The organism is Serratia sp. MYb239, assembly GCF_002966855.1.
GTDB classification, from domain to species: domain Bacteria; phylum Pseudomonadota; class Gammaproteobacteria; order Enterobacterales; family Enterobacteriaceae; genus Serratia_B; species Serratia_B rhizosphaerae.
Genome location: NZ_CP023268.1, coordinates 4,132,968 through 4,155,551, shown reverse-complemented (window position 1 = coordinate 4,155,551; position 22,584 = coordinate 4,132,968). Strand labels below are relative to the sequence as shown.

General features: G+C 56.3%; 21 protein-coding genes and 1 tRNA gene. 12 read left to right on the top strand and 10 right to left on the bottom strand.

Features of this window, described 5'->3' with window-relative positions:
• Positions 1-4: 4 nt before the first annotated feature.
• Complete coding sequence (locus CLM71_RS19860; protein ID WP_105232523.1) at positions 5-1,585, top strand: aldehyde dehydrogenase (NADP(+)); 1,581 nt, start codon at positions 5-7, stop codon at positions 1,583-1,585.
• Between the two features lie 17 nt (positions 1,586-1,602).
• On the opposite strand, the gene CLM71_RS19855 is transcribed toward CLM71_RS19860, so the two are convergent.
• Positions 1,603-2,118, bottom strand: coding sequence for an amino acid permease (locus CLM71_RS19855; protein ID WP_105232522.1), 516 nt, complete (start codon positions 2,116-2,118; stop codon positions 1,603-1,605).
• Positions 2,119-2,872: 754 nt separating this feature from the next.
• Here CLM71_RS19855 and CLM71_RS24050 point away from each other — a divergent pair.
• Genes CLM71_RS24050 through CLM71_RS19835 form a run of 3 tightly spaced genes read left to right on the top strand, consistent with a single transcriptional unit; the run spans position 2,873 to position 5,190 of the window.
• Complete coding sequence (locus CLM71_RS24050) at positions 2,873-3,793, top strand: TauD/TfdA family dioxygenase (protein WP_111736409.1); 921 nt, start codon at positions 2,873-2,875, stop codon at positions 3,791-3,793.
• Between the two features lie 12 nt (positions 3,794-3,805).
• Positions 3,806-4,618, top strand: a complete 813-nt coding sequence (locus tag CLM71_RS19840) for a TSUP family transporter (RefSeq protein WP_232251603.1) — start codon at positions 3,806-3,808, stop codon at positions 4,616-4,618.
• A complete protein-coding gene (locus CLM71_RS19835; RefSeq protein ID WP_232251604.1) occupies positions 4,618-5,190 on the top strand; it encodes a GNAT family N-acetyltransferase in 573 nt (190 codons plus the stop codon). The genes CLM71_RS19840 and CLM71_RS19835 overlap by 1 nt, the downstream gene beginning before the upstream one ends.
• A 629-nt stretch (positions 5,191-5,819) precedes the next feature.
• Here the strand turns inward: CLM71_RS19835 and CLM71_RS19830 are convergent.
• Positions 5,820-5,895: transfer RNA gene (locus CLM71_RS19830), tRNA-Phe, on the bottom strand.
• A 348-nt stretch (positions 5,896-6,243) separates the two neighbouring features.
• On the opposite strand from CLM71_RS19830, the gene CLM71_RS19825 reads away from it, so the two are divergent.
• The 4 genes from CLM71_RS19825 to speF all read left to right on the top strand — a co-directional run bounded on the left by CLM71_RS19825 (position 6,244) and on the right by speF (position 13,403).
• Positions 6,244-7,425: a NupC/NupG family nucleoside CNT transporter gene (locus CLM71_RS19825; protein ID WP_105232520.1), complete on the top strand. Its 1,182-nt coding sequence runs from the start codon at positions 6,244-6,246 to the stop codon at positions 7,423-7,425.
• Positions 7,426-7,488: 63 nt separating this feature from the next.
• Complete coding sequence (locus tag CLM71_RS19820) at positions 7,489-9,459, top strand: bifunctional 2',3'-cyclic-nucleotide 2'-phosphodiesterase/3'-nucleotidase (RefSeq protein WP_105232519.1); 1,971 nt, start codon at positions 7,489-7,491, stop codon at positions 9,457-9,459.
• 183 nt (positions 9,460-9,642) lie between these two features.
• Positions 9,643-10,944 (top strand): OprD family outer membrane porin, encoded by a 1,302-nt coding sequence (locus tag CLM71_RS19815; protein ID WP_234008597.1) that lies wholly within the window; start codon positions 9,643-9,645, stop codon positions 10,942-10,944.
• Between the two features lie 296 nt (positions 10,945-11,240).
• Positions 11,241-13,403: an ornithine decarboxylase SpeF gene (gene speF / locus CLM71_RS19810; protein ID WP_105232517.1), complete on the top strand. Its 2,163-nt coding sequence runs from the start codon at positions 11,241-11,243 to the stop codon at positions 13,401-13,403.
• 56 nt (positions 13,404-13,459) lie between these two features.
• Here the strand turns inward: speF and mltC are convergent, their stop codons facing one another.
• The 3 genes from mltC to mutY all read right to left on the bottom strand — a co-directional run bounded on the left by mltC (position 13,460) and on the right by mutY (position 16,015).
• Complete coding sequence (gene mltC, locus CLM71_RS19805; protein ID WP_105232516.1) at positions 13,460-14,536, bottom strand: membrane-bound lytic murein transglycosylase MltC; 1,077 nt, start codon at positions 14,534-14,536, stop codon at positions 13,460-13,462.
• A 64-nt stretch (positions 14,537-14,600) separates the two neighbouring features.
• Positions 14,601-14,873, bottom strand: coding sequence for an oxidative damage protection protein (locus CLM71_RS19800; protein WP_015673808.1), 273 nt, complete (start codon positions 14,871-14,873; stop codon positions 14,601-14,603).
• Positions 14,870-16,015, bottom strand: coding sequence for an A/G-specific adenine glycosylase (gene mutY, locus CLM71_RS19795; protein ID WP_370446959.1), 1,146 nt, complete (start codon positions 16,013-16,015; stop codon positions 14,870-14,872). Before mutY ends, CLM71_RS19800 begins: the two co-directional genes overlap by 4 nt.
• A gap of 161 nt (positions 16,016-16,176) precedes the next feature.
• Between mutY and trmB the strand changes: the two genes are divergently transcribed.
• The 4 genes from trmB to CLM71_RS19775 all read left to right on the top strand — a co-directional run bounded on the left by trmB (position 16,177) and on the right by CLM71_RS19775 (position 19,023).
• Positions 16,177-16,896 carry a tRNA (guanosine(46)-N7)-methyltransferase TrmB gene (trmB, locus tag CLM71_RS19790; RefSeq protein ID WP_105232515.1) on the top strand — a complete coding sequence of 240 codons (720 nt, stop codon included), beginning with the start codon at positions 16,177-16,179 and terminating at the stop codon, positions 16,894-16,896.
• Positions 16,896-17,222, top strand: a complete 327-nt coding sequence (locus CLM71_RS19785) for a YggL family protein (protein WP_105232514.1) — start codon at positions 16,896-16,898, stop codon at positions 17,220-17,222. Before trmB ends, CLM71_RS19785 begins: the two co-directional genes overlap by 1 nt.
• 101 nt (positions 17,223-17,323) lie before the next feature.
• Complete coding sequence (glsB, locus tag CLM71_RS19780) at positions 17,324-18,247, top strand: glutaminase B (protein ID WP_105232513.1); 924 nt, start codon at positions 17,324-17,326, stop codon at positions 18,245-18,247.
• A gap of 59 nt (positions 18,248-18,306) precedes the next feature.
• Positions 18,307-19,023, top strand: coding sequence for a DUF2884 domain-containing protein (locus CLM71_RS19775; protein ID WP_105232512.1), 717 nt, complete (start codon positions 18,307-18,309; stop codon positions 19,021-19,023).
• A 106-nt stretch (positions 19,024-19,129) separates the two neighbouring features.
• Here the strand turns inward: CLM71_RS19775 and hemW are convergent, their stop codons facing one another.
• The 5 genes from hemW to proC are packed head-to-tail and all read right to left on the bottom strand — an operon-like array spanning position 19,130 to position 22,567.
• Positions 19,130-20,281 carry a radical SAM family heme chaperone HemW gene (gene hemW / locus CLM71_RS19770; RefSeq protein ID WP_105232511.1) on the bottom strand — a complete coding sequence of 384 codons (1,152 nt, stop codon included), beginning with the start codon at positions 20,279-20,281 and terminating at the stop codon, positions 19,130-19,132.
• The gene (locus CLM71_RS19765; protein ID WP_105232510.1) at positions 20,271-20,867 is read right to left on the bottom strand and encodes an XTP/dITP diphosphatase; all 597 of its coding nucleotides are present in this window, start codon (positions 20,865-20,867) and stop codon (positions 20,271-20,273) included. Before CLM71_RS19765 ends, hemW begins: the two co-directional genes overlap by 11 nt.
• A 17-nt stretch (positions 20,868-20,884) precedes the next feature.
• Positions 20,885-21,175, bottom strand: a complete 291-nt coding sequence (gene yggU, locus CLM71_RS19760; protein WP_105232509.1) for a DUF167 family protein YggU — start codon at positions 21,173-21,175, stop codon at positions 20,885-20,887.
• Positions 21,172-21,726, bottom strand: a complete 555-nt coding sequence (locus CLM71_RS19755) for a YggT family protein (RefSeq protein WP_015673797.1) — start codon at positions 21,724-21,726, stop codon at positions 21,172-21,174. Before CLM71_RS19755 ends, yggU begins: the two co-directional genes overlap by 4 nt.
• Before the next feature lie 19 nt (positions 21,727-21,745).
• Positions 21,746-22,567: a pyrroline-5-carboxylate reductase gene (gene proC / locus CLM71_RS19750; RefSeq protein WP_105232508.1), complete on the bottom strand. Its 822-nt coding sequence runs from the start codon at positions 22,565-22,567 to the stop codon at positions 21,746-21,748.
• Positions 22,568-22,584 lie beyond the last annotated feature (17 nt).

Here is a 22,584-nt window from a genome sequence, read left to right as displayed (position 1 = left end):
GGTCATGAAGATTACCGGATACAACTTTATCGGCAGCGAACGCAGCGCCCAGGGAGATACCGTACTGGAAAGCCTGGACGCGGTCAGCGGCGAAGCGCTGCCGTGGCGTTTTTATCAGGCCACCGAACAGGAGGCTGCCGCCGCCTGCGAGGCGGCCCGTCGCGCCTTTAGCGTTTATAGCCGCCTGGCGCCGGAACATCGGGCCCGGTTTCTGGAAGCCATTGCCGATGAGCTGGATACGCTGGACGACGAGTTTCTGGCCCTTGCCAGCCGGGAGACGGCGTTGCCCGTGGCCCGGTTGCGCGGTGAACGCGGGCGCACCAGCGGCCAGATGCGGCTGTTTGCCAGCGTACTGCGGCGCGGCGACTGTCTGGGAGCCCGTATCGATACGGCGTTGCCGGATCGGCAGCCGTTGCCGCGCCCCGATCTGCGCCAGGCGCGGCTTGGCGTGGGGCCGGTGGCCGTGTTTGGCGCCAGCAACTTCCCGCTGGCGTTCTCTACCGCCGGCGGCGATACCGCGGCCGCGCTGGCGGCGGGCTGCCCGGTGGTGTTTAAGGCCCACACCGGCCATATGGCAACGGCGGAATGCGTTGTCGACGCCATCCTCCGCGCCGCGCGCCAGACCGGCATGCCCGCAGGCGTGTTCAGCATGATTTACGGCACCACCATCGGCGAAGTGTTGGTCAGACACCCGTTGATTCAGGCGGTGGGGTTTACCGGCTCGTTGCGCGGCGGACGGGCCATTTTCGATATGGCGGCCAGCCGTCCGCAGCCGATTCCGGTATTTGCCGAAATGAGCAGCATCAACCCCATCATTCTGCTGCCGGAAGCCCTGCGCCGCCGTGGGCCGCAGATCGCCCGCGAGCTGGCGGATTCCGTGGTGCTGGGCTGCGGCCAGTTCTGCACGAACCCGGGGCTGATTATCGGCGCGGCAGGGGCGGAATATAGCGAGTTTCTGCTGGCGCTGCGTGATGAAATGGCCAGCCGCCCGGCGCAGGTGATGTTGAATGCCGGGATCCTGCAGCACTATCGTCAGGGGCTTACCCGGCTGAGCCGGCATCCGCAGGTTGAAACGCTGACCGGCGAAGCGCGTGACGATAATCAGGCTGCTCCCTGGCTGTTTAAGGCCGATGCCGCCTTGCTGGCCAGCGGTGATGAGCTGTTGCAGGAAGAGGTGTTCGGCCCGGCGACCGTGGCGGTGGAGGCCGGCAGCGCACGGGGGTTATTGCAGGCGCTACAGGGAATGCACGGCCAGCTCACCGCGACGCTCATCGCCGAGCCGGACGATCTGCGCGGCTGCCGCGAGCTGGTGAATCTGCTGGAAGAGAAGGCGGGGCGTCTGCTGCTGAACGGTTATCCCACCGGCGTGGAGGTGTGCGACGCCATGGTGCACGGCGGCCCCTGGCCTGCCACGTCGGACGCCCGCGGCACCTCGGTGGGCACCCTGGCTATCGATCGCTTCCTGCGCCCGGTCTGTTATCAGGATTATCCCCAGGCGCTGCTGCCGGATGCCCTGAAGGATGAAAACCCGCTGGGGATTAACCGACTGGTGAATGGCGTAACCACCCGCGAACCGCTGCGTTAAACGACGAGGCCGCTGCTTTAAAATGACGCCCGACGGCGCCACAGCACCACCAGCCCTACCAGCAACCACAGCGCCCCGGCCGCCAGCGCCGGGGTGTGAATATGGAACAGCACCGGCGCCAGCACCGCGATCCCCAGCAACGGCACCAGCCCGCAGGCCAGCAGCGCGCGCAGGCTGCGCAGGCGGCGCTTCACCAGAAACAGGCCGATTACCGAACAGTGCAGCAGAATAAAGCCGCAGATCGCCCCCACATCCACAAACGAGACCAGCTGCGACAGCCCGTTGTCGACGCTGGCGGCGACTACCGCCAGCACGGTGTTGACCGCGGCGGCGGCCAGCAGCGCGGTCACCGGCAGCCCGCTGCGTTTGCCGACCTGGCTGAGGGAACCCGGCAGCGCGCCGCTACGCCCCATACTGAACAGCAGCCGTCCCGCAGCCGCCTGGCCCACCATGGCGGAAAAGGCCGCCCCCAGCGCTTTCACAAAGGCCAGCGCATCGCCCAGCCACGGAGAGATAGTGTCGCCGACAATCACATAATGGACTGCCCTTATGCCGGTAGACGATCCTGCCGTATATTTGGACTGCCCCTATGCCGGTTTACGGCCTGGCTGAGAAATTCGACCTCGAACGTATCGATGTCAGTGATTATCAGCAGCTGTCGCCGGCGATTCGCCTGGCCCTGAGTTACGGGTTTTACGCGAACTGTCCGACCACTGACGGCGGTTGTACATCAGTGCAGTACTAAATCAGAGATGAGATCAAAACACGTGCATAGGGAACTTGTGCGGCTCATGTCAACTCACTGACTTATATGCAATGCCTGAAGCTGCGCTACCAGTGGCGGTTCCTCGGTCATCCGTGGCGTAAACATGCGAGCCTGCAGGTTACACTGAGCGTCAGGGGCGCTTTCTACATTATATTGCGCCTCACCCCCCCAAAGCTAATCGTGGTGCTTTCTGGAATGTATGGTTATTTGGTAATTCCATATTTGTATATGAATTATGTTGACCTGGGGTGCTGATGCGTTTCAGCTCTCTTTTTTGTAGGATAAAGTTTGTAAATTTTATGTAAACTAAGATGTATTGCTTGCGTGTTTACTAATTTAAGATATTTGTTCTGGATTTTTTTGCCCTCTTGATGAGTCTGGGAATTGTAAGGTATAAATCATAAGGTACATTTATGGATTGGTTGTTTGTATATATATTTCCTATTTTCTAATCTTGTATATGTATACGTCATGTGACGACAACACATGAATAATTATAATTGACCGCTTCAGGACAGGGTATGTTTATGAAGAATGGAGTTATACTATCAAAAGCTGATAAAATCAGAGAGTCGCTTCCTATATCTCCTGATGAGTTTAGAACAAAGCTGGATAGTGAGTGCTATGTAATTTGGAAATTGAAAGTATTTAACGAAAGTGAATTAACAGAAACACCGACCAAATCGTCTCATGCTGATTATGTAGAGTCAAAAAATTCAGACTTACACGGAGCCTATCTTGCTGCGCATTTTGAAGCGGGATTATGGCCTGTGGTATATCAGGGGGAAAATGATGGCCACTTAATCCGTCATGTTTGCCCCATGATAAAAGCTGAAGGCATAATTAGTTCGCAAGGGGCAAAGTTTGATTTCTATCCACATGTGGATAACCCAGACCTTCGCATAACTGGTGAGAGGGAGTCAAAATTATTAGGTTCTTGCCCAGATACATTAACGTTATTGTGTTTGAGGAAAGAGGAAGGTGTGAATACGAGTCTTCTAAAACTTGATGAAATACTCTCTCATCTAACACCTGATGTTATTGATACCCTTTCAAAACCTATATTCAAAATAAATAGACCTGCGAGCTTCGCTGAGGCGTCATCAGTTGAAGAAGTCCCTGTCATTGTTAAGAATGATGGGAAATGGTATTCACGCTTTGATTGGCACAATACTAATGGTATGACGCTAAAAGCTGAAGCCGCTTTAGAAAAAATGCGCTTTGTCACTCTTGAACATGATCTTTGGTTTGATGTTCCTCTTGAGCCTGGTGATGCTGTTACTTTTCTAAATCAGAGGACTATGCATACACGTAATGCTTTTGAGCCGCGATTTGATGGAACTGACCGATGGCTGTTACGTGTTTTTGGAATGAAGAAAAGGCCAATAGAATCACAGTTGGTTTCCCCTTCTAGTTGTCTTCATCATTTACGTACTATATAAACGGTAATTTACATGTTTGATTTGTTAAATAACTCAATGTTCGTTGAGGGAAGTGTAATAGAAAAATACCTTCTTCTTGGGGTGTTTTTATTGGTCGCAGCTTCATTTGTGGCCGGCTACATCGATGCCATCGCCGGTGGTGCGGGATTGATCCTTATACCTGCCTTTATTTTGACAGGCTTACCTCCCCAGCTGGCTTTGGGGCAGGAAAAGCTGGTCAGTACCATTGGCACAGTTGCCGCCATAAAGAATTTTATGAAAAACAAATCGGTAATATGGTCAGTTGTGCCAGCTGGACTTATATCAGCCCTGGCTGGCGCTTATGTGGGGGCGAAAGTTATTCTTCTTTTACCCGCTGAAACGCTATCTATTATCATTGTTGGCTTACTTCCTATTGGCTTGATTGCAGCAGTGGTAAAAGGGAAGATAAAAGAAGCTATCGATGGGGAAGTTAAGACCAACTTCATGGCAATCTTCATCGTTTGTTTTATAGTCGGTTTTTATGATGGTTTCTTTGGTCCTGGCACCGGTAGTCTTTTTATCATTGCATTGACCGTGATAAATAGATTTGGACTGTTGCAGGCATCTGCGACTAGTAAAATATTCAACTTCTCTTCGAATATTGGTGCGTTTGTGGCTTTTGCTATTGCTGGTAAAATGGCCTACTTAATTGGTATCCCGATGATTATTGCTAGTCTATTGGGTAACCATATTGGTTCCATGCACGCAATCAATACGAATGGTGAAATAATCCGAAAAGCACTGTTTGTTACAGTCGGGGCAATGATGGTTACACTTTCAGTAAAATATTTTGTAGGAGTATAATGATGAAAAACGAAAATATACATGTTCGCTTAGCTCAAGCTACCGATATCCCACAGGTCAAAAAATTGCTTGAGCGCTATCATGCTAAAAACCTTGAAGGTGAGCAGCGTGCTAATGGATTTGTGACTACTGATATGACAGAGCAGCAACTCATTGAATTATGTAATTCAGAAAACGGCGTAATAATTGCTGTTGATAAATCTGACGACAAGATTATAGGGTTACTGTTAGGTGCTTCATGGAAATTCCTCAAGCCTTGGCCAATGTTTGATTATATGGCTGATATATTGAAGGACTATGCTTACCAAGGCCAGCAATTAAGTGCCGAGACGTCATACCAGTACGGCCCTATCTGTGTTGCGGAAGAATACCGCAGTAACGGTGTGGGAGAATTGCTTCTTGAGTATCAGCGCAAGGTGTTTTCAACACGTTATCCGGTGATCGTGACATTCGTAAATGTCCTAAATCCGCGCTCTTATGCATTCCATACACGTAATGAATTTGAAGATGTAGGGAAGTTTAAATTTAATGGTAACAATTATCATATGATGGCTCTACCTACTTCTGTATAAGGAAACTGGTAAAAAGCCCTGTCACAAGGGATTTTTACCAGTCGTGGTTGGTTAGCGTGTCATATGCAGTATCGATCCTCTGGCGGCCGGCATGGCGTATATACAATTGTCGCTTTGTGGCATCGCGCGGGGAAGTGGTGATCGGCAACTCGCTGCATAACGGACGGCGCCGAATACTTTATACGTCTGGTCACTACCTGGGAAACTGGTCGGCGCGTTTGAAAAGGAAACAGGTCGCCTGATGAAGGTACAGCTTAATTAACCCAAGCCGGCATATTGCCGGCTTTTTTAGTGCCAATGTACTGATACTTCTGTTACTCGGAAACTATCGGGTTTGAGTTCAATGCTGTTGTATGGAGTAGCTGTTGTGCGATGAACAGTAATCCGACCATATTTTCCCTTTTTGTAATGGTCTAATCATTCCGGATATTTTGTTAGAGATATTGGACTGACCCCCACTCCTGATAGTAAAAAGGTATAAATTTTATCGAATCAGACTATACCCTCAGTTGTACCCCCGCAAGGGACTTGATGTGGGTTGAGTTGGGCGGAGTTAAGATATTGTAGAAGTGTTGATTTCGGCGGGCTTAGAAAGCGAAAAACCCGCCATAGGCGGGTTTTTCTGAATATGGTGCCCGGACTCGGAATCGAACCAAGGACACGGGGATTTTCAATCCCCTGCTCTACCGACTGAGCTATCCGGGCAACGGGGCGCATTAAACCGTAAAGGCCGGGTGTCGTCAACGGCTTTCTGCCACAAAGCGTTTGGTTGCTCCCTTTTTAGTCAATCCACATCACCCCGGCAGGGCATCTGCAGGCTCCGCCACGCCTATCGTTCCCGCTTCCTTTTTCTGTTTCCGTCGCTTTTCCCGCCGCTTGCCGGTTTTAACCAAAATTTAACCATTAATCATGCGTTTCCCGTTGACCAATGGCTTTTTTGTGCTCAATGTCACTTTAATAACATTGAGTGTCTGATATGTTCATAAAATAACATTTTTATATGTATGACTATGCGTCCTGACAGGGCGGCATACAATTTCCCGGGGAAGAAATATGAAGTATCTCATTGGTATATCAAGCATTTTGGTTATTTATGCTTTGGCGGTGTTGGTGAGTAATAACCGTAAAAATATTCGCTACCGACCGCTGGGTGTGATGTTATTGTGCCAATTTGTTATGGCATTGTTACTGCTGAAAACGGACGCTGGCAATACCGGCATCGCCGCCGTGGCCGGAGTATTTGGCCATCTGTTGGCCTACGCCAATGAAGGCGTCAACTTTGTGTTCGGCGGCCTACTGAATAAAGGAGAGATCTCGTTCTTCCTGTCGGTATTGCTGCCTATCGTGTTTATTTCCGCGCTGATCGGCATTTTGCAGCACTGGCGTATTCTGGGCTTTATCATCAAGTACATCGGTCTCGGGCTCAGCAAAATCAACGGCATGGGGCGTCTGGAGTCCTATAACGCAGTAGCGTCGGCGATCCTCGGCCAGTCCGAAGTGTTTATCTCGGTAAAAAAACAGCTCGGCCTGCTGCCGGAGCATCGCCTGTATACGCTGTGCACCTCGGCGATGTCGACGGTCTCGATGTCGATTATCGGCGCCTATATGGTGATGCTGGAGCCGCGCTACGTGGTGACGGCGTTAGTTCTGAACCTGTTCGGCGGTTTTATCATGGCGTCGTTGATCAACCCTTATCAGGTGAACCCGCAGGAAGATCTGCTGGACGTCAGCGAAGGGGAGAAGCAGAGCTTTTTTGAAGTGCTGAGCGAGTACATCCTCGACGGCTTTAAAGTGGCGGTGATCGTCGGCGCGATGCTGATCGGCTTTATCGCGTTAATCGCCATGGCCAACGCCATCTTCACCGCGCTGTTCGGCATCTCTTTCCAGGATATTCTCGGCTACCTGTTCTCGCCGCTGGCGTTCCTGATCGGCGTACCGTGGCATGAAGCCGTGCAGGCCGGCAGCCTGATGGCGACCAAAATCGTCAGTAACGAATTTGTCGCGATGCTGAACTTCTCACAGGGCGACTTTAATTTCTCCGAGCGTACCGTGGCGATCATCTCCGTCTTTATGGTGTCGTTCGCCAACTTCTCCTCCATCGGCATTATCGTCGGCGCGATCAAGGCGCTGGACAGCAAGCAGGGGAACAGCGCGGCGCGCTTTGGTCTGAAATTGCTGTACGGCTCAACGCTGGTCAGCTTCTTGAATGCGACGGTGGTGGGGCTGCTGTTTTAACCCGGCCACATCGGGGCAGTTTGGCCGCCGGGCGGCCAATTTTCAACACACAGGGAAAGTAGCATGAAACTATTAAAATCAGTCAGTAAAGTGACGTTATTAGCAGTGATGATATCCGGTGTCTGCCACGCCGCCACGGTGAATCTGCGGGTGATGGAAACCACCGATATGCACGGCAATATGATGGATTACGACTACTACAAGGATCGCGCAACGGCTCAGCATGGCCTGGTGCGCGCCGCCACGCTGATCGATGCGGCGCGGGCGGAAGTAGACAACAGCGTGCTGGTGGATAACGGCGACGTGATTCAGGGCAGTCCGATGGCCGACTATGCCGCAGCGCACCTGAAAAAAGGCGACGTGCACCCGGTTTATCAGGCGATGAACCGTCTGGACTACGCGGTAGGCAGCGTTGGCAATCACGAGTTCAACTACGGGCTGGACTACCTGCAGCTGGCGCTGAGCGGCGCCAAATTCCCTTACATCAACGCCAACGTCTACCATGCCGACGGTGAGAAACCGTACTTCAAACAGTATCTGATCGTCGATACGCCGGTGAAGGACAGCGAAGGCAAAACGCATAACCTGCGCATCGGCTATATCGGCTTTGTGCCGCCGCAGATCGCTCTGTGGGATCGGGGGCATCTGGAAGGCAAGGTGGTGGTGAAAGACATCACCGAAACGGCTAAGAAACTGGTGCCGCAGATGCGTAAAGAGGGTGCCGACGTGGTGATCGCCATTGCCCACTCCGGCATCTCCGCCGATCCGTACAAAGCGCTGGCGGAAAACTCGACCTACTACCTGTCTCAGGTGCCGGGCATTAACGCCATCGCCTTCGGCCACTCCCACGGAGTCTTCCCGAGCGCCAGTTTCGCTTCACTGCCGGGCGTGGATATCGCCAAGGGCACGGTAAACGGCGTGCCGGCCGTGATGCCGGGGCGTTGGGCCGATCACCTGGGGGTGATCGATCTGGTCATTGAAGGTGAAGAGGGCAAATGGCAGGCCACCTCCGGCAAGGCCGAGGCGCGCCCTATCTATGACAGCAAGGCGGGCAAGTCGCTGGTGGATGCGAAGCCGGAACTGGTCGAGGCGCTGAAAAATGCCCATGACAGCACGCGTGAATACGTCAACAAGCCGATCGGCAAGCTGGCTGCCGGCATCGACTCTTATCTGGCCCTGGTGCAGGATACGGCGGCGATGCAGGTGATCCGCGATGCGCAGCGAGCCTATGTGGAACGTATGATTCAGGGCGATCCGGATCTGGCCGATCTGCCGGTGCTGACCGCCGCCGCGCCGTTTAAAGTCGGCGGCCGCAAAAATGCGCCGGATGACTTCGTCGATATTGCCAAGGGCGATCTGAGCTTCCGCAACGCGGCGCAGCTGTATCAATACGCCAACACCCTCGCCGCCGTGCGCGTGAAGGGCAAGGACGTGAAACAGTGGCTGGAGTGTTCGGCGGGGATGTACAACCAGATCGACCCGAACAGCGAAGCGCCGCAGTCGCTGCTGAACTGGGACGGTTTCCGCGCCTACAACTTCGATATGTTCGACGCGCTCAGTTATCAGATCGATGTGACCCAGCCGGCGCGTTATGACGTCGACTGCAACCTGATCAACCCGCAGGCGCAGCGTATTGCCTCGGTTACCTATCAGGGCAAACCGCTGGATGACAACGCTGAATTCCTGGTGGCGGTGAACAACTATCGCGCCTTTACCGGCAAGTTCGCCGGCACCGGGGAAAAGAACGTAGTGATCAATGCGCCGGATGAAGTGCGTTCGATCATCGCCGACTATATCAATACGCAAACCCAGCAGCATGGCCAGTACGCGCCGGCGGCGAAGAACGGCTGGAGCATTGCGCCGATCGCGTCGGAGAAAAAGCTGGATATCCGCATGGAAACCTCGCCTGATGAGCATGCCGCGCAGCTTATCAGGCAGTCAGCGCAGCATCCGATGACTTACGTCGGCAAAGACGACATCGGCTTTGCGATTTATAAGATCGATCTGCAAAGTCCCTCCGCTAATAAAAAATAATTCTGTAGTAACGGAATAAATAATACGCGGGCTTTATCGGTTCAGGTAAAGCCCGCAAACGCGCACCATCAACCGAGGGCGCGAGCCCTCTTTATAACGTTAACTTCAATACCTGGGCGAAATAGAAAACGGAGCTTTTCTATGAAAAATAAAAAAATGGGATTCAAAAAAAGTAATTTGTTAATGATGTTACCTCTGGCGGCACTGGCGGCGTTTAATGCCGATGCGGCAGAAAATAAAAAATTCGGCGGTGTTTTTGCCGGATTTGTTGATGATAGCCATGCCGATCTTTCCTTCCGCAATGTATTTAAAAACCTGAGTACGGAAGATTACGGCTCGCGCTCTAACCAGACCGCGTGGGGGCAGGGAATTACGCTGGATTACCAGTCGGGCTATATCAACGATATGCTCGGGGTGGATGCGTCATATTATGGCGTGGTCAAACTGGCCGCCAGCGATGATTTCTGGGGGCGCAGCGTGCTGTATAACGACGATGGCCAGGCGAAAGGTTTTAACAAGCTGGGGCAGCTGTATATGAAGGCGCGCCTGGGGGATGAGGATACCTATCTGCGTCTCTACGGCGGCTGGCAGCAAATTAAAAAGTGGGGCGCGCTGAATAACTCTACCCGCGCTATCCCGAGCACCTATCTGGGCTGGCGCGGCGAAACCGGCAGCGGGCCGCTGCGCCTGCGCGGCGCCTATGTCACGCGCTACAGCGACAGGGACTCCCCGGAGAAAGTGCATTTCCGCACCGCCGACAAGAAGCAGATTAGCCAGATCGCCACTGGCGAGCTGAGCTACGCGCAGCGTGACTACGGCGCCCGCTATTTCTTTGGCGAAAGTCATAACTATCTGCAGCGTCACGGCCTGGAGTTTGACTGGCGGCCGGCGATGCTGGCGGACTATCGCGCCCTGCTCGGCACCCAGATTTATATGAACCATGGGCTGCAGGACTGGACCAGCATGTCGCCGAGCAAGAAAACCTTTGACCGCGATGCCTACCACGCCGCGCTGTCGCTGAACTGGCAGGCCGGGCGCTGGAAGAACAAGGCCGGTCTCTCCTATACGCGCGCGCACCTGTCGCAGGGGCTGGGGCGTTTTGAATGGCACCTGGCGAAGCTCAGCCGCGGCACCTTTAATTCGATGGCCGACAGTTGGGGCAACGACTATGTCGGCCATAACGAAAAAATGGTGGCCTGGACGTTTGGTTATGCCGTGACGCCGGAAGTTGAAATGGGGATGGTGACCAACTACGGCTGGGGCATGAAGTATCAGGGACGCGGCATCCAGCGCGGCGAAACCCTGATGTATTCGCGCTGGACGCCGTCAGCGGTGAAGGACCTGAGCCTGCAGCTGTCCGGCGGGCCATCCTGGAACTACCAAAGCCAGAACAACCGGCCGATATTGACCGCCGACGGCAAACCGATGCGGGCGCAAAACCACTCGGTCGAACTGCAGGTCGATTACAAATTTAATCTGTTCTAACGCCGCTTGATTCAGCGCAGCGTGGAAAACTGCGCTGAATTATTAGCCCGTCAATATAGTTTCCTTTGTTACAAACTGCTCTCGGCTCGAGAGTTGATTTTAACTATCTGTATTTTATCTGTTTATATTATTTTTTTGTTTTTACAGTAAAGGGTAACATAATTTAATCTAAAGTATTTATCGGCGGTGCTTCACTTTTCCATTTGCGCCCTTACCGGGTGGCCGCAGGATAATCGTCATTATTTTATGCAGGCTGATGGCGTCACTTCATTCCCCATTGTTTGAGAGTTGGCACAATGAAAGACTTGAAGATAGCAATCAGCACCGGTTTGTCCGCCAGTATTGAAACCCTGCGGCAAGTCGTGCGTGTCGCACACACCGATTACACCGACGTGGCGGCGGTGGTAGTCTCCGTCGATGATGTGAACGCCGGTATTCTGGCGCGTTTGCAGGCGACCGGGTTTAACATACCGGCCTTTGTTGCCGTTGAAGAGGAAGAACCGCTATCGCCGGATTATCTGCCGCTGGTGACCGGCGTTTTCACCCTGAGCGGCACCAGCAAGGCGTTTTATATGGCGCAGCTGGAAGCCGCGGCAGACGCCTATGAGCAGGCGCTGCTGCCGCCGTTTTTCAAGACGCTGAAAACCTATGTAGAGATGGAAAATTCTACCTTTGCCTGCCCGGGGCATCAGGGAGGGGAATTCTTTCGTAAGCATCCGGCGGGGCGGCAGTTTTTCGATTTTTATGGCGAAACCCTGTTCCGTTCCGATATGTGCAACGCCGATGTGAAACTGGGCGATTTGCTGATCCATGAAGGGGCGGCGAAGGATGCGCAAAAACATGCCGCGCGGGTATTTAACGCTGACAAAACCTACTTTGTGCTCAACGGTACCTCCGCGGCGAACAAGGTGGTGACCAACGCGCTGCTGACGCGCGGCGATCTGGTGCTGTTCGATCGCAATAACCACAAGTCCAACTATCACGGCGCCCTGATTCAGGCAGGCGCCACGCCGGTCTATCTGGAAACCGCGCGCAACCCGTTCGGATTTATCGGCGGTATCGATGCCGGCTGTTTTGACGAAGCGTACCTGCGCCAGCAAATCTGCGAGGTGGCGCCGGACAAGGCCGAGGCGGCACGGCCGTTCCGGCTGGCGATTATTCAGCTCGGCACCTACGACGGCACCCTCTACAACGCCCGGCAGGTGCTCGACACCATCGGCCACCTGTGTGATTACATTCTGTTTGATTCCGCCTGGGTGGGCTATGAAGGCTTTATCCCGATGCTGAAAGAGTGCTCGCCGCTGCTGCTGGAGCTGGACGAGCACGATCCGGGCATCTTCGTTACTCAGTCGGTGCACAAACAGCAGGCGGGCTTTTCGCAGACCTCGCAGATTCACAAGAAAGACGATCATATCAAGGGGCAGAAGCGCCACTGCAACCATAAGCATTTGAATAACGCCTTTATGCTGCACGCATCGACCAGCCCGTTTTATCCGCTGTTCGCCGCGCTGGACGTCAACGCCAAAATGCACGCCGGTGAGGCGGGGCGACGCATGTGGATGGAGTGCGTGCGGCTGGGCATTGAAACGCGTAAACAGCTGCTACAGCGCTGCAGTCAGCTGCGACCGTTTATTCCGCCGCAGGTGGACGGGCAGGCATGGCAGAGCTTTGACAGTGAACACATCGCCGGCGACGCACGTTTCTTCACCTTCGAGCCGGACGCGGCCTGGCACGGCTTTGCCGGCTATGCGCAGGAACAGTATCTGGTCGACCCGTGCAAACTGCTGCTGACTACGCCGGGCATTGATGCCCAGACCGGGCAGTACGGTGAATTCGGCGTGCCGGCGGTGATTCTGGCCAACTTCCTACGGGAAAACGGCATCGTGCCGGAAAAGAGCGATCTCAATTCGCTCCTGTTCCTGCTGACCCCGGCGGAGAAACCGGCCAAAATGGCGCGCCTGGTGGATAAGCTGGTGCAGTTTGAGCGCTATATTGAACAGGATGCGCCGCTCTGTGAGGTGTTGCCGACGGTATACCGCAAACATGAGCGGCGCTACCGCAACTACAGCATTCGCCAGCTGTGCCAGGAGATGCACGACCTGTATGTCAGCCATGACGTGAAACGGCTGCAGCAAGAGATGTTCCGTCAGGCGCACTTCCCGCCGGTGATGATGAACCCGCAGGACGCCAACGTGGCGTTTATCCGCGATAACGTCGAGCTGGTGCCGATATCGCAGGCGGCGGGGCGTATTGCCGCCGAAGGGGCGCTGCCTTTTCCGCCGGGCGTGCTGTGCGTGGTGCCGGGGGAGGCGTGGGGCGGCGCGGCGCAGCGCTATTTCCTGGCGCTGGAGGAGGGAATCAACCGTCTGCCGGGCTTTTCGCCGGAGCTGCAGGGCGTGTATGTCGAGAAAAAGGACCACGGCTGGAAGCGGATTTTCGGCTACGTGGTCAAGCCGTAGCCGCCGCGTGGCGTGAGGAAAAAAACAGGGGCGCATTGCGCCCCTGTTTGCATGACTTAACGGCGACGATAGCTCTTCTGCGCGGTGTTCACCTTCACCAGATAGCGCCGCGACTCGCCGGCCGGGTGCTTGGTGGTCAGGGTGGTGTACACATCGCCCGGCTGCATGTCGTTGATGACGTCAAACGCCTTGCTGCGGTTGCTGGAGAACACGCGCAGCACGCTGCCGGCGCCGCCGTTGTAGGCGGTGATCACCGCGTAGCGCCGCGAGGTCGGGTTCTTGATGCCGCCCAGGTAGTTGTTCTGCAGAATCGCCAGATAGGCGGTGCCGGTATCGATATTGTTCGCCGGATCGAACAGGTAGCTGCGGCTTGGTTTGCCCCATTTGCCGTGCATCTGGAACACATCCTTACCGGCGGTATGCTGCACCACCTGCATCAGGCCGAGCGCGTCGGAACCGCTGACCGCATATGGGTTAAAGCTGGATTCGGTCTGCATAATCGCCAGAATCAGCGACGCTTCCACGCCGTATTTCTCCGAGGCTTTACGCACCATCGGCAGGTACTTATGCGCACGTTTATCCAGGTGGTTCGGCACCAGCTGAATGGTGACCGAGTAGATTACGTGCAGGCCGGAGGTGCGTTTTTGCAGCTTGTTCTGCACCAGATAGTCGGCGAAGTGCGCGGCGCGCCACTCCCAGCGGATCGGCTGGCCTTTGTTATCCACCACCTGGCCGTAAAGGAACGGCTCTTTGCTGATCTGGATATCGTTGGCGTCGGAATAAAGGTCAACCGAGCTCGGGTCGTCGCCCATCAACAGGGTGGTGACGATCGCCTTGCGCAGGCTGGCGGCCGGATCGGTCGGCGAAATGGTTTCAAAGGTGATGGTGCCGGCATCAAAGTTGATGTGGCTGCGCGTCAGATACTGATCGGTATATTTGACGTAATCCTTCGGCCCGGCGATCAGAACTTCGTTCAGACCCCAGATATTTTCGATGTTGTGGGCGAACTGGCCCATCAGAATGTCGAAGCCGTTGGTGTCTTTCACCCAGGCTTCGTTGAACTCATCGCTTTTTTTACCGGAACAGGAAATCAATAAAGGTGCTATCACTAGCAAAGCTAAAATTTTCTTCATCTTAAGCCGTATTTTGATGAATGTAATCGGGCATTGCAGGGGCCAGCGCCGGCCCCGAAACAGGTTATTCGCTCGGCGGCGTGTAGCCTTCGATATGGACGTCGTGGCCTTCAAACAGGAAGCGCACCATCTCCGCCTCCAGCAGCTTGCGGTCGTCCGGGTTCATCATATTGAGCTTTTTCTCGTTGATCAGCATGGTCTGCTTCTTCATCCACTCGCCCCAGGCTTCTTTGGAGATTTCGTTGAAGATGCGTTTACCCAGCTCGCCCGGATACAGCTGGAAATCCTGCCCTTCGGCGTCACGCTGCAGGTAGGTACAAAAAATGGTTCTGCTCATGCTAGTTCCTCATCGGTGGCGCTGTTGCCAAATAGATTCGATTGGGTCGGCGGCTGCTTGACCAGCTGTTGCAGCAATCGCTCAACAGGCGCGGCCAGTCCGACCGACGGCGGCTGCGCCAAGTTATACCAGAGACCGTCGCCTTCATCCATGGCACCGCCGGCACCGTCGAGCGGTAGCCACATCGGCACGATATCCAGATGAAAATGGCTGAACGTATGGCGAAACGCCGTCAGTTGTTGCGCGTGCTCTGCGTTCAGACCCCGCTGTTGCAGCCAGAGTTCCATTTCCTGACGAACGGCGAACTGCGGGAAACAGAACAGGCCGCCCCACAGGCCGACCGCCGGACGCTGCTGCAGCCAGACGCGCTCGCCCTGTTGCAGCAACAGGAAATAGGCGGTTTTTTCCGGCAGCGTCTGTTTCGGCTTCTTGCCCGGATAGTTGGCCCAGCTGTGGTTGGCATAGGCGATGCAGCCGTTGCTGAGCGGGCACAGCTCGCATTTCGGTTTCGAGCGGGTGCAGACCAGCGCGCCGAGGTCCATCATCGCCTGGTTGAACTGGCCGACGCCTTCCGCCGGGGTGACTTCGCCGCTGATTTGCCACAGACGGTTCTCCACCGGCTTTTTGCCCGGCCAGCCTTCTACCGCATAGCAGCGTGCCAGCACGCGCTTCACGTTGCCGTCGAGGATCGGATAGTGCTGCCCCAGCGACAGCGACAGAATGGCGCCGGCGGTGGAGCGGCCGATGCCGGGTAGCGCGGCAATTTCTTCAAAGCTGGTCGGGAATTCGCCGCCATGTTGTGCGACAATGGTCTGTGCCGCCTTGTGCAGATTACGCGCACGGGCGTAGTAACCGAGCCCGGTCCACAGATGCAGCACTTCGTCCAGCGGCGCGGCGGCCAGCTGGCTGACGGTGGGAAAACGCGCCATAAATCGCTGAAAGTATGGAATGACGGTGGCAACCTGAGTCTGTTGCAACATCACCTCGGAGAGCCATACTTGATAGGGCGTTTTATCTAATTGCCACGGCAGCGTTTTGCGCCCGTAGCGTTGGTACCATTCAAGCACTTGGTGCGAGAACTGGCGTGCTTGCATCATAATCGGGTTTCGTATCAGACTGATATTGATGCGCGATTGCAGCATAGTGCGCTGGTGGTGTAAACCGGAACTTTCCGACGGTAGCGATATCGTTGCTTCTCATATCGGGAAAGATGCCGGAGAGAGAAGATGAACACTTGCTAAACCGGGCTATCTTTGCATAATGCGCCTTTCCCTAATTGGCAGCCAAACAGACAGAAAGCACTATGATTAATGACGTCATCTCCCCGGAATTCGATGAAAACGGCCGCGCTATGCGCCGCATCCGCAGTTTTGTGCGCCGCCAGGGGCGGTTGACCAAAGGTCAGCAGCACGCGCTGGACCACTACTGGCCGGTAATGGGCGTGGAATATCAGACGCAGCCTGTCGATCTGAAGGAACTGTTCGGCCGCGATGCGCCGGTGGTGCTGGAAATCGGTTTTGGCATGGGCGCCTCACTGGTGACCATGGCGGGCAACAACCCGCAGCAGAACTTTTTAGGGATTGAAGTACACTCGCCGGGCGTCGGCGCCTGCCTGGCCGATGCCCATGAGGCGGAGCTGAGCAACCTGCGCGTGATGTGTCATGATGCGGTTGAGGTGCTGGAGAATATGATCCCGGACGGCTCGCTGGAAATGGTGCAGCTGTTCTTCCCGGATCCGTGGCATAAGGCGCGCCATAATAAACGCCGCATCGTACAGACGCCGTTTGTCGAACTGGTGCTGCGCAAACTGAAAGTCGGCGGCGTGTTCCATATGGCCACCGACTGGCAACACTATGCGGAACATATGTTAGAGGTGATGAACGGCGTTGCCGGCTACCGTAATCAGTCGGAAACCGGCGATTACGTCCCGCGTCCGGCATCGCGTCCGTTAACCAAATTTGAATTACGCGGCCAGCGTCTGGGACATGGCGTTTGGGATTTGATGTTTGAGAGGAAAGCATAATGGCTAAGAACCGCAGTCGTCGTTTACGTAAAAAGTTGCATATCGAAGAGTTTCAGGAACTGGGCTTCTCCGTCGCCTGGCGCTTTGCCGAAGGCACCGCGGTTGAGGACATCGACGCGACCCTGGACGCCTTCATTGACGAAGTGATCGAACCTAACGGCCTGGCCTTTGACGGCAGCGGCTATCTGCAGTGGGAAGGCCTGATTTGCCTGCAGAAAATGGGTCACTGCACCGAAGAGCACCGCGAGCTGGTGAAAAACTGGCTGGAAGCGCGCAACATGACTGAAGTGAAAGTCAGCGATCTGTTTGATATCTGGTGGGACTGATCGCCGGCTGTGAATAGCGGGGCCGGATACGTCCGGCCCGTCATGCCGCGGAATTGTCAGAAGGTGCCTGAGGGCGCCTTTGTTTTGTCCGGAGAAAAGAGTTGGTAACAGCATTGGATAACGCGCTGCTGGCGGAGATTCTGCAGCAGGTGCGTCCGTTGATCGGCAGCGGCAAGGTCGCTGACTATATTCCCGCGCTGGCGGAGGTGCCGGCGGATCGTTTGGGGATTGCCGTGTGCACCGTCGATGGCGCGCTGTATCAGGCGGGCGACGCGGCGGAGCGCTTCTCCATCCAGTCAATCTCCAAAGTGCTGAGCCTGACGCTGGCGCTGACGCGCTATCAGGAGAGCGAAATCTGGCAGCGGGTGGGGAAAGAGCCTTCCGGCCTGCCGTTCAACTCGCTGCTGCAGCTGGAAATGGAGCAGGGCAAGCCGCGCAATCCGTTTATCAACCCGGGGGCGCTGGTGGTGTGCGACATGCTGCAAACCCGCCTGAGCGCGCCGAAGCAGCGGATGCTGGAAGTGGTGCGTCAGCTGGCCGGCGAAGACGATCTGGCCTACGACGCGCGCGTCGCGCGTTCCGAATTTGAGCACTCCGACCGCAATGCGGCGATTGCCTACCTGATGAAGTCGTTCGGCAACTTTGAAAATGACGTGCTGACCGTGCTGCATACCTATTTTCACTACTGTGCGCTGCGGATGAGCAGTATTGAGCTGGCGCGCAGCTTTGTTTATCTGGCCAATAATGGACGCGACCTGCAGGGCAATGCGGTAATCACGCCGCTGCAGGCGCGGCAGATCAATGCGCTGATGATGACCAGCGGCATGTATGACGGCGCCGGCGAATTTGCCTACCGGGTCGGCATGCCGGGCAAGTCGGGCGTCGGCGGCGGCATCGTGGCGATCGTGCCCGACGAGATGGCGATTGTCGTCTGGTCGCCGGAGCTGGACGCCTCCGGCAACTCGCTGGCGGGAACTGCGGCGCTGGAACTGTTGTCTCAACGAATTGGTCGTTCGATTTTTTAGATCCCGCTGTGGTTACCCGCGTACGGGTATACGGTTGGAAGGGAATCTCAGGAGAAATTATGTTGAAGAAAACCGGCTTGGCGTTATTGCTGTTCACCGCCGTGCAGGCGCATGCCGCCTACCAGTGCAATGTTAAACCGCAGGACGATGTGATTATCAGCCCGCAGAGTGTGCAGGTGGTGGGCGCCAGCGGTAATCTGCAGATCTCGCCGGACGGCGATGTGACCCGCGACGGCCAGGCGCTGACGCTGAGCGACAGCCAGCGCCAGCAGGCCTTCCGCTACCAGACGGCGCTGCGTAAAGAGCTGCCGTGGATCGATGACGGCGCGCAGCAGCACCTGGAAAAGGCGCGCGTGGCGCTGGATAAGGTGATCGTCAAGGAATTGGGCAGCGACAGCAACGTGCGTAACCGCCTGACCACCCTGAACGGCCAGCTGAAGCAGCAGATGAACCGGATTATCGAGCACCGCAGCGACGGCCTGGCCTTCCACCACAAAGCCATTGCGCAGGTTGAACAGGATGGCCGCAATATCGTGCAGCAGAGCATGGGCGGCGTGCTGCAGGACAGCCTGAACGAAATGGGCGTCAAGCAGGCGGCCAACAGCGGCGGTAACCCGCTGCAGGCGATCATGGGCAACCTGGGCGGCCTGCAGAAGGCGATCCATAACGAGTGGAACAACCAGGAGCAGGATTTCAAAAACTTCGGCCACGACGTCTGCAACCGCGTCACCTCGCTGGAAGACCAGCGCAAGGCGTTACTGAGTTCGTTGAAGTAAGGCGGAGAGATCGTTGGGGCTGGACAATGAAAGCGCCGTGTAGCGGGGCTTCCATTTTATCCGGACTTATCACGCAAAAAGCGCCGAATTCGGCGCTTTTTTATGGTTACTCGTCGGCTAAAAACAGTTCCAGCAGCGAGTTGAGGAACAGCTTGCCATGTTCGGTAATCTGCCAGCGGTCGGCGTTTTCCGTCAGATAGCCTTTTGCCAGCGCCTGATCCAGCTGCGGGCGGATTGCGCTTTCATCCAGCCCGGTGTAAATGCGGAACTCGTCGCGCGGCGCAGCTTCCAGCAGCCGGAAGCGGTTCATAAAGAATTCGAACGGCCGATCCGCCGTCGCTACCTCATGCTGCTTCGCCATATAGTTGCCCTGCATAAAACCGCGCGGATGCTTGGTTTTTTCGGTGCGCACAATGCGTCCGTCGCTGAAGGTCAGTTTGCCGTGCGCGCCGCAGCCGATGCCCAGATAATCACCGAAGCGCCAGTAGTTCAGGTTGTGCTGGCACTGATAGCCCGGCTTGGCGTAGGCCGAGGTTTCATACTGCTGGTAGCCGGCGGCGGTCAGCAGTTCATGCCCTTGCTGGAAAATGTCCCACAGCGCGTCGTCATCCGGCAACGGCGGCGGGCGCGAGCCGAACAGGGTATTTGGCTCAATGGTCAGCTGATACCACGACAGATGCGGCGGATTCAGGGCGATGGCCTGGCGCAGGTCATCCAGCGCTTCTTCCAGCGACTGGTCCGGCAGCCCGTGCATCAAATCCAGGTTAAAACTGCGCAGGCCGAGGCCGGTAGCCAGCTGCGCCGCACGCTTGGCCTCTTCCGGGCCGTGGATGCGGCCCAGGCGCTCCAGCTTCTGGCTGCTGAAACTCTGCACGCCGATCGAAATACGGTTAACGCCGGCGCGCTGGTAGCCGCTGAAGCGGTCGGCCTCAACGGTGCCGGGATTAGCCTCCATGGTGATTTCGGCGTCGTCGGCGACGGGAATGCGCGCCCGCACGCCGTCCAGCAGCCTTTGCATCGCCTCCGCGCTCAGCAGGCTGGGGGTGCCGCCGCCGATAAAGATGGTGCTGATGCTGCGACCGCCGGCGAGCGGCAGGTCGGCGTCCAGATCCGCCAGCAGATGGTCGACATATTCCTGATGCGGCACCTCGCCCTTCAGCGCATGCGAGTTGAAATCGCAATAGGGGCACTTCTGCACGCACCACGGAATATGGATGTACAGGCTCAGCGGCGGCAGTTGTACGGCGTTACTGGGCATTGCGCATCGCTTCCAGCAGCAGTTTCAACGCCTGACCACGGTGCGAGACGGCGATTTTCTCCTCGCGCGTCAGCTCGGCGGCGGTGCGCTGCAGTTCCGGGACGTAGAAGATCGGATCGTAACCGAAGCCGCCGCGGCCGGCGGAGGTGGTGGTGATTTCCCCGGCCCAGCTGCCGTGGAACACCAGCGGCGTCGGGTCGGCGGCGTGGCGCAGATACACCAGCACGCAGTGGAAGCGGGCGCCGCGTTGCCCGGCGGGCACCGCCTGCATGGCATCCAGCAGTTTGTCCAGATTCTGTTGGTCGCTGGCGTCTTCGCCGGCGTAGCGGGCGGAATAGATGCCCGGCGCGCCGCCGAGCGCATCCACCGCCAGGCCAGAGTCATCGGCGATTGCCGGCAGGCCGGTAACCTGTGCCGCGTGGCGCGCCTTCAGGATGGCGTTTTCGATAAACGTCAGGCCAGTCTCTTCGGCGGACTCGACGCCCAGCTCGGTTTGCGCCACGATGTCCAGACCGAAATCGGCCAGCAGCGCGGCGAGTTCGCGTACTTTACCGGGGTTGCCGGTGGCAAGAACGACTTTTTGCATAGTGATACCTTGAAGCTTTAGTCAATCAGCGCCGCAATAACCGGCGGGCGCTGTTGCGGATGAATAATGCGTAACTGTTTATGCCGGCCCAGTTCGCCTTTTTCGATAGTGATGTTGCTCTTCGCCGCCTTGAACTGCTTGGCGAGAAACTTGATCAGATGGGCGTTAGCCTGGCCGTCCACCGGCGGCGCGGTGATGGCGACTTTTATTTCGTCGCCATGCAGACCGATAATCTGGTCGCGGCTGGCCTTCGGCTGAATATACAGCCTGATGACCAGCCCGTCCGGCAGCAGGGTGACGGCGCTCACAGCAGGAACCAGATCTCGCCGAACAGATCCATACCCAGGTAGTTGATGAGATACAGGATCAGAATCACTACCATCGCCGAGAAGTCAATGCCGCCCATCGCCGGGATAATACGGCGGATCGGCGCCATTAGCGGCTCGGTCAGCTGATACATCACGTAGTCAATCGGGCTGCGGCCCTGGCTGATCCAGCTCATCAGGGCGCGGATGATCATCACCCAGAAAATCAGATAACCGGCGGACTTCACCAGCGAAATCAGGCCGAACAGCAGGTTATACGGGCTGAGCGCCATGGCGCCGCCCTGAATCAGCAGCAGCAGCGGATACTTGATGGTCATCAGCAGGAACGCCAGCAGCAGCGAGGCGCTGTCGATCGGCCCCAGCGAAGGCAGGACGCGACGCAGCGGGCCCACTACCGGCTGGGTGATTTTCACCACGAACTGGGAAAACGGGTTATAAAAATCGGTGCGCGCCCACTGCATCCAAATGCGCAGCAGCAGCACCATAACGTAAATATCAATAACGGTCTTGACCAGGAAAGTCAGCGTTAGCATTGCGTGGTTCGCTCCTTAATTAGAATGATTTTTCCATTTCCTGCGCACGGGAAACGGCCGCCTGCATCGCCTGAGCGACGGTTGCCGGCAGGTGTTGTTCGTTAAGCACGCGCAGCGCTTCGGCGGTGGTGCCGCCTTTTGACGTCACCTGTTCGCGCAAGGTCGACAGCGACGTTTCCGGGTTGGCTTCCACCAGCGCCGCAGCGCCGCTGGCCGCCTGCTGCACCAGCTCGCGCGCCTGCTGGCTGCTGAAGCCCATCTGTTCGGCGGCCTGCTGCATGGACTCCATAAACAGGAAGAAATAGGCCGGCGCGCTGCCTGCGGCGGCAATCACGCCGTTAATGCCGTTCTCATCGTCCACCCAGCAGACTTTGCCCACCGAACCCATCAGCGCGCCGGTGAAGTCGCGATCCTGCTGGCTGACCTGTGGCGGCGCGTACAGGCCGCTCATACCTTTCCCGACCAGCGACGGGGTGTTCGGCATGATGCGCACGATATTGAGCGACTGGCCGAGCAGTTGATAGAAACGCTCGACCCGAACGCCGGCGGCGATCGACAGTACCAGCTTGCCGTCAAAACTGACCTGGCTCTGCAGCGCCTGGCAGACGTCGGCCATCAGCTGCGGTTTTACCGCCAGCACCACCACATCGGCGTCCTGCGCACAGGCGGCGTTGTCGGCGCTGCTGATAATGCCATAGTCGGCGGCCAATGCATCGCGATTGTTCGGCGACGGCGCGCAGACGCTAATCAGGTTGGCCGGATAGCCGCCGCTGACCAGACCGGCGATGATAGCGCGCGCCATATTGCCGGCGCCAATAAAAGTAATCTTGCGGTGTTGCATATCGTTCCTCGTCTGTA

What these genes read in the sequence shown, in the direction of transcription:
- CLM71_RS24050 (WP_111736409.1), top strand. Translation starts at nt 2,873, where the DNA reads ATGTTTATGAAGAATGGAGTTATACTATCAAAAGCTGATAAAATCAGA.
- CLM71_RS19825 (WP_105232520.1), top strand. Translation starts at nt 6,244, where the DNA reads ATGAAGTATCTCATTGGTATATCAAGCATTTTGGTTATTTATGCTTTG.
- CLM71_RS19800 (WP_015673808.1), bottom strand. Translation starts at nt 14,873, where the DNA reads ATGAGCAGAACCATTTTTTGTACCTACCTGCAGCGTGACGCCGAAGGG.
- CLM71_RS19815 (WP_234008597.1), top strand. Translation starts at nt 9,643, where the DNA reads ATGATGTTACCTCTGGCGGCACTGGCGGCGTTTAATGCCGATGCGGCA.
- CLM71_RS19840 (WP_232251603.1), top strand. Translation starts at nt 3,806, where the DNA reads ATGTTTGATTTGTTAAATAACTCAATGTTCGTTGAGGGAAGTGTAATA.
- CLM71_RS19820 (WP_105232519.1), top strand. Translation starts at nt 7,489, where the DNA reads ATGAAACTATTAAAATCAGTCAGTAAAGTGACGTTATTAGCAGTGATG.
- CLM71_RS19755 (WP_015673797.1), bottom strand. Translation starts at nt 21,726, where the DNA reads ATGCTAACGCTGACTTTCCTGGTCAAGACCGTTATTGATATTTACGTT.
- CLM71_RS19835 (WP_232251604.1), top strand. Translation starts at nt 4,618, where the DNA reads ATGATGAAAAACGAAAATATACATGTTCGCTTAGCTCAAGCTACCGAT.
- proC (WP_105232508.1), bottom strand. Translation starts at nt 22,567, where the DNA reads ATGCAACACCGCAAGATTACTTTTATTGGCGCCGGCAATATGGCGCGC.
- CLM71_RS19785 (WP_105232514.1), top strand. Translation starts at nt 16,896, where the DNA reads ATGGCTAAGAACCGCAGTCGTCGTTTACGTAAAAAGTTGCATATCGAA.
- trmB (WP_105232515.1), top strand. Translation starts at nt 16,177, where the DNA reads ATGATTAATGACGTCATCTCCCCGGAATTCGATGAAAACGGCCGCGCT.
- mltC (WP_105232516.1), bottom strand. Translation starts at nt 14,536, where the DNA reads ATGAAGAAAATTTTAGCTTTGCTAGTGATAGCACCTTTATTGATTTCC.
- CLM71_RS19860 (WP_105232523.1), top strand. Translation starts at nt 5, where the DNA reads ATGAAGATTACCGGATACAACTTTATCGGCAGCGAACGCAGCGCCCAG.
- CLM71_RS19775 (WP_105232512.1), top strand. Translation starts at nt 18,307, where the DNA reads ATGTTGAAGAAAACCGGCTTGGCGTTATTGCTGTTCACCGCCGTGCAG.
- hemW (WP_105232511.1), bottom strand. Translation starts at nt 20,281, where the DNA reads ATGCCCAGTAACGCCGTACAACTGCCGCCGCTGAGCCTGTACATCCAT.
- CLM71_RS19765 (WP_105232510.1), bottom strand. Translation starts at nt 20,867, where the DNA reads ATGCAAAAAGTCGTTCTTGCCACCGGCAACCCCGGTAAAGTACGCGAA.
- speF (WP_105232517.1), top strand. Translation starts at nt 11,241, where the DNA reads ATGAAAGACTTGAAGATAGCAATCAGCACCGGTTTGTCCGCCAGTATT.
- mutY (WP_370446959.1), bottom strand. Translation starts at nt 16,015, where the DNA reads ATGCTGCAATCGCGCATCAATATCAGTCTGATACGAAACCCGATTATG.